This is a genomic window from Kosmotoga sp., from assembly GCF_982836095.1.
The window spans coordinates 1-5,278 of record NZ_CEYIHJ010000139.1 but is presented as its reverse complement, the minus strand read 5'-3'; the positions used below and the strand labels follow the sequence as shown (position 1 = coordinate 5,278).

General features: G+C 41.2%; 7 protein-coding genes and 1 pseudogene. All 8 read right to left on the bottom strand.

What is annotated here, in order from left to right; all coding sequences use genetic code 11:
• Positions 1 to 259, bottom strand: a 259-nt coding sequence (locus AC3LHT_RS08680; RefSeq protein WP_488662606.1) for a F0F1 ATP synthase subunit delta, incomplete at its 3' end; no start/stop codon positions are given.
• Positions 256 to 741, bottom strand: coding sequence for a F0F1 ATP synthase subunit B (atpF, locus tag AC3LHT_RS08675; protein WP_290667267.1), 486 nt, complete (start codon positions 739 to 741; stop codon positions 256 to 258). The genes AC3LHT_RS08680 and atpF, both read right to left, overlap by 4 nt.
• 31 nt (positions 742 to 772) lie before the next feature.
• Positions 773 to 1,018 (bottom strand): F0F1 ATP synthase subunit C, encoded by a 246-nt coding sequence (locus AC3LHT_RS08670; RefSeq protein WP_047753921.1) that lies wholly within the window; start codon positions 1,016 to 1,018, stop codon positions 773 to 775.
• 24 nt (positions 1,019 to 1,042) lie between these two features.
• Positions 1,043 to 1,885 carry a F0F1 ATP synthase subunit A gene (atpB, locus tag AC3LHT_RS08665; RefSeq protein ID WP_488662605.1) on the bottom strand — a complete coding sequence of 281 codons (843 nt, stop codon included), beginning with the start codon at positions 1,883 to 1,885 and terminating at the stop codon, positions 1,043 to 1,045.
• On the bottom strand, positions 1,860 to 2,222 hold the full coding sequence (locus AC3LHT_RS08660) for a hypothetical protein (RefSeq protein ID WP_290646522.1): 363 nt from the start codon (positions 2,220 to 2,222) through the stop codon (positions 1,860 to 1,862). Before AC3LHT_RS08660 ends, atpB begins: the two co-directional genes overlap by 26 nt.
• A complete protein-coding gene (locus tag AC3LHT_RS08655) occupies positions 2,158 to 2,445 on the bottom strand; it encodes an AtpZ/AtpI family protein (RefSeq protein ID WP_290646520.1) in 288 nt (95 codons plus the stop codon). Before AC3LHT_RS08655 ends, AC3LHT_RS08660 begins: the two co-directional genes overlap by 65 nt.
• Positions 2,446 to 2,455: 10 nt before the next feature.
• Entirely contained in the window at positions 2,456 to 5,149 is a 2,694-nt protein-coding gene (polA, locus tag AC3LHT_RS08650; RefSeq protein ID WP_488662604.1) for a DNA polymerase I, read from the bottom strand.
• A gap of 2 nt (positions 5,150 to 5,151) precedes the next feature.
• Positions 5,152 to 5,278: pseudogene (locus AC3LHT_RS08645) on the bottom strand (carboxymuconolactone decarboxylase family protein); the annotation flags it as partial.

The following is a 5,278-nucleotide window of genomic DNA, read 5'->3' as shown; positions in this document are numbered from 1 at the left end:
AATAAGCTAATCGGCGCTTCTCTGCAAGGATTTCTATAAATCGCACAATTATTTTGGGTGCCTCGGGGAGTAATTTAGACATAATTTGGGAAGCCTTTTTTCTTGATAAAGTAGGATCAAGTATTACTTCTCTAACTGTTGGGTTCTCAACCAATTTGGCAGCTACGCTCAAAGTTCGAACTAGTTCGTCACTTTGCGGCCCTGCACCCAAAAAAAGGGCTTTAGCGTACCTATATGCAACGGTTGGAGAGTACCTCATTCCCTATCACCCAGATTTTCCATTACCTTTTTGGTGTATTGTCTTCGGGCTTCCTCATCCATTTCTTTGCCTAAAACCCTAAGTGCTATTTCAACAGCAGTTGCAATAACTACGCCTTGAATTTCACTCATGGCTTTTTCTCTTTCTTGCGCCATTTGAGCCTCAGCCATTGTTACAATGCGGCTGGCTTCCGCTTTTGCCTTGTCCTTTGCCTCCAAAAGAATTTTCTCAGCCTGTTTTTCGGCGGTAGCAACAATAGCGGCAGCCTTTTCATGAGCTTCCGAGAGTTCTTTTTGATGTTCTTCCTTGTATTTTTCCGCTTCTTCTCTCAAGGATTCGGCTTTTTTTAGTTCGCTTTTCACTATTTCTTGCCTTTTAGCAATAATATCAAAGAACCTATCAAAAAGAAGCTTTTTAAGAACAAAAAACAGGACCAAAAAATTCATCAACTGTATCAGTGATGTGAGATTTAATTCGATCATATTTCTACCCCCTTCTTTCGGGGTGGGTGGTTTAACCCACCAGCAATATCATGAAAGCAATGACCAATGAATAGAGCCCTGTTGATTCAGTAACTGCCATTGCAAGCAGCATCCTAGTGGTAAGAGTGCCTATCAACTCGGGTTGCCTTGCCATCGCTTCCATGGCTTTAGCCCCAATGTTACCTTCACCAACACCAGGTCCAATGGCCCCAATACCCATCGCAAGTCCCGCGCCAATGAATTTTCCGAGCTGCACTAATGCATCACCGAGTTCCATACACAGACCTCCTTATGAATAAAATTATTCTATTACTGAACCAATATATGCAATCGCGAGAATAGTAAAAACAAGAGCCTGAATAGAGCCTACAAAGATTCCAAAAAATCCCCATAAAAACGTTGGCATAAGAAAATACTTGGTGAGATAGCTGATAATCAGAACCAGCAAACCACCACCCATGATATTCCCGAATAACCTCAAAGAATGCGAAACTGGTTTTGCAAGTTCTCCTATGAGGTTCATTGGAAACATGATGGGAAAAGGCTCGAAAAATCCTTTTAGCCATTTTCCAAACCCTTTAGCTTTTATCGCAAAAGCATGGCTAATTATCAATACCATGACCGCAAAAGTAGCGTTCGTATTCAAATCAGAGGTAGGGGTGTACCAGGTGTCTTCGAAAATTGTGAACACTACTCCTCCATTCCTTGGGACCGCCTGAATTCCAGGAATTCCACTTATAACATTCGCTATGAAGATAAATAAAAAAAGCGTAGCGGCTATATTAAAAGTTGGTCTTACGAATTCTTCCTTTTGGACAGCGTCTTTTGTCAGCCCTAACAGATAATCAAGAAGCATTTCAATCAAACTCTGCTTTTTACCAGGAATTACTGCAAATACCTTTATTGAAGCAGCAAATGTAATCAAACCAATCATTATAGCCCAGCTCATAAAAATGGTCATTGGGTTTACTCTACTCAGCAGGGAATTGCCAAATGGAAGCTGATAAATCCATCTTTGTCCAACATCGTCGCCCAGTTTTGGGAAATGATAACCTGTGGCGAATATGTAAACCAAAATTGCCAGATAACCTGCTACGATAAAGCCAAGAAGGATTTTATCAAATTTGGTTAGTTGTATTTTCACCCAACCACCTCCCAAAAATATAGAGCGAAAGCTTGAGATTCAATATCCCTAGCGCGGTTCCAGCAAAAAAGAGCTTTCCATAGAAAATCGCTGTTCCCATACCAACTGCATACAAGAAATATCTTAACAGGAAACCGAATTTAAATAAAGACCCTTTTTCAGCAAATGATTTTACATCTTTTACCATCAACCACCAGCCTAAAATGGAAAAAGCGCTTCCATAAAGAATTCCCAGCACTGCGGTTTTTATAAAGGGAAAAAGTACGATTATTTCAACTAGTGCTAGAATTGCCAGAGCTGTGGTTTCCTTTATCGCCATTTTTATCAGTTTTTTCATATTTTTCAGCTTCTTTCAGTAAATACCTGATGCCTTGATACAATCCGGAAAAGATCCCAAGCATGAGAAAAAGTATTAGCCAAAATTTCCCCATGCCAGCGTACTTCATCAATAGATAGCCAATGAGACCGCCAACAAAAACATTTGACACCACCACTATGCCAAACTGAAAAACGATGTTCAGCATACCCAACTCTTTAAAATTTAATGGGTTTTTTTTCATATCTATCACTTCATGCCCAATAGTCCGCGATGCTTATATCAATTTTCAGAGGTACTTTTAAATCAAGCCCCTCAGTCATACCTTTTCGGAGGATATCACAGATCTTATCAACCTCTGTTTCCGGGACTTCAAAAACAAGTTCATCATGTACCTGTAAGATTGCGAATCCTTTAAGCCCCGCTTCTTTAACAAGCTCGTCCACTTTGATCATCGCTATTTTCATTATGTCAGCCGCTGTCCCCTGAATTGGCGTGTTGACTGCTATCCTTTCGCCTTCCTGTATCCGTGTTTTGTTTCTTGTACGAAAATGTGGAATCTCTCGTCTTCGGCCAAAAAGAGTGGTCACATATCCTTTTTCCCTGGCTTTTTCAATGGTTTCATGGATGTACTTTCTCACTCCAGGGTAAGCGCTAAAGTAATTGGAAATCATATTTTCAGCGATTTTTGAGGAAATTTTCAACCTCTTAGCAAGCCCAAAAGGCGAGATACCATATATGATTGCGAAATTCACCATCTTTCCGACTTTTCTCATTTCATCAGTAACCGAATCCTGAGAAATTCCATAAAGCCGCGAAGCTGTCAAAGAATGGATATCTTCCTCATGTTTGAAAGCTTCGATAAGCTGCTCATCACCGCTACAATGAGCGAGCACACGGAGTTCTATCTGCGAGTAATCAGCACTGACAATTTTCCAGCCCTTTTTCTGGGGAACGATGCAGCGCCTGATTTCTTTCCCGGCGTCGTCTTTTATTGGAAGATTCTGGACGTTCGGATTGCTGCTGGACAGCCGACCTGTTCCAGTACCCGTCTGATGGAAACTGGCATGGATTCTGCCAGTAACCGGATTGACGAGTCTTGGCAATGTGTCAAGATAGGTTGATTTGAGTTTCTGGTACTTCCTGTACTCGAGCAATTTTTCAGCAACGGGATGTTCATTTGCAAGTGATTCCAATACATCAGCGCTTGTAGAAAAGGCACCTTGTTTGGTTTTTTTAGGCGGAGTTAACTTCAACCTCTCAAAAAGAACCCTTGAAACCTGAGAAGGAGAATTGGGATTGAATCTCTCCCCGGTAAGCTCGAAAAGCTCCTTCAATAGGCTATCCAGCTTTTCCTGGTAATCTCTCGAAAGCTCCTTCAGCTTATCGGTGTCCACAAAAACGCCGTTGAGCTCCAGATCAGCCAAAACAGGAATCAGTTTCATTTCTATTTCCTGCATTACCCTGTCAAGGCCGGTTTCATATAGCTTATTTGAGAGAACTTTATATAATCTCAAAGCCACATCTGCGTCTTCTATTGAATAATGAGCCGCTTCCATGGGAGATATCTTCGAAAAATCGTCGCCTATCCTATTCTTTTCCATAAGCTCTTCAAAGGTTTGCGTTCTATATCCCAGATATTTCAGGGCAAGGTCATCGAGATTGAAACGCCTGGAATCTGGGTTGAGCAAATAAGCTCCTATCATGGTGTCAAAGTAAGGAACAATCGGATGGATACCGTGTTTGATCATGATCTCGTAATCGTACTTAAGGTTTTGTCCAACGATTTTTAAGCCAGGTCGAGATAGCAGGTCGCTCAATACTCGTATCACTTCTTTCGAAGCTGGCTGCCACTGCGCGGTATCATGCCCCACAGGAAGGTAATAACCTTTACCTTCTTCAAAGGAAAAGGATATCCCGACAATTTCAGCTTGGTGCGGATCCAATGATGTTGTTTCAAAATCAATTGATACCAGTGAATTCTTCTTTAGTTTTTTCAAGAACTGCTGAAATTCATCATCAGAAGAAATCAAATTGTATTCCAGTTCTCCGCCCTTCCTCTCCTCAGATGCATCAGAATATAATTCAAATTCCTTTATCAAAGAAGAGAATTCCATAGCCATAAAGACTTTTCGCAATTTATTTTTATCCAAACCCGTGTATTTGAGTGCATCTAATGACAGTTTTAAGTCAGCATTTGTTACAAGCTGTACGAGATTCCTTGAAAGCTCCATGAGCTGTTTGCCATCCACTAGTTTTCGCCTTAGAGCTGGAGATAACTGTCTAATGCTCGAATAGATATTATCTATTGATTCGTACTTTTTCAGAAGATCTTTGGCCGTTTTTTCTCCTATGCCTTTCACACCAGGTATGTTGTCCGAGGTATCTCCAACAAGCGAAAGATAGTCGTGTAGTTTGGATGGCGGAAATCCAAAAACTTCCAAAACTTTCTGCTCATCATATTCCTGGAGATCAGTGAGACCAGAAACAAAGCGCAACACTCTTACGTTTCCACCAACAAGTTGAAGGATATCCTTGTCTCCAGAAACGATAATAACTTCATCTACCCGGCTTTTGAATTTCGTGGCTGCTGTCGCGATTATGTCATCTGCTTCGAGTCCAGGAATAGAAAGAAACTTCATTCCAAAACCCTCAACAATATCCGGTATCCATGAAAGTTGTGAAACAAGGGCATCAGGCATTGCTTTCCGGGTAGCCTTGTAATCTTCATACATTTTATGCCGATGGGTTTCCTCTTTTCTATCGAAAGCGAAGAGAGCATAATCACCGGTTTCCATCTTCTCCTTTATGAACTTAGAAAGCATCCTGGCTGTGCCAAAAAGGGCGTTTGTAGGTTCCCCTTTTGAATTCGTAAGGGATACGTCAATGGCGAAATAAGCTCTATATACAATAGCCGTACCATCGAACAAAAACAATCTGTTGGCCATACTCAGTCCACTCCTTCTAATTCATCCAGGAGGGCCACAGCACGCCTAAAATGGGGAATAACAATGGAGCCACCGACTATTAAAGCAACATTAAAAGCCTCCATAAATTCTGCTCTTGATATCCCAAGT

What these genes read in the sequence shown, in the direction of transcription:
- atpF (WP_290667267.1), bottom strand. Translation starts at nt 741, where the DNA reads ATGATCGAATTAAATCTCACATCACTGATACAGTTGATGAATTTTTTG.
- AC3LHT_RS08670 (WP_047753921.1), bottom strand. Translation starts at nt 1,018, where the DNA reads ATGGAACTCGGTGATGCATTAGTGCAGCTCGGAAAATTCATTGGCGCG.
- AC3LHT_RS08660 (WP_290646522.1), bottom strand. Translation starts at nt 2,222, where the DNA reads ATGAAAAAACTGATAAAAATGGCGATAAAGGAAACCACAGCTCTGGCA.
- AC3LHT_RS08655 (WP_290646520.1), bottom strand. Translation starts at nt 2,445, where the DNA reads ATGAAAAAAAACCCATTAAATTTTAAAGAGTTGGGTATGCTGAACATC.
- polA (WP_488662604.1), bottom strand. Translation starts at nt 5,149, where the DNA reads ATGGCCAACAGATTGTTTTTGTTCGATGGTACGGCTATTGTATATAGA.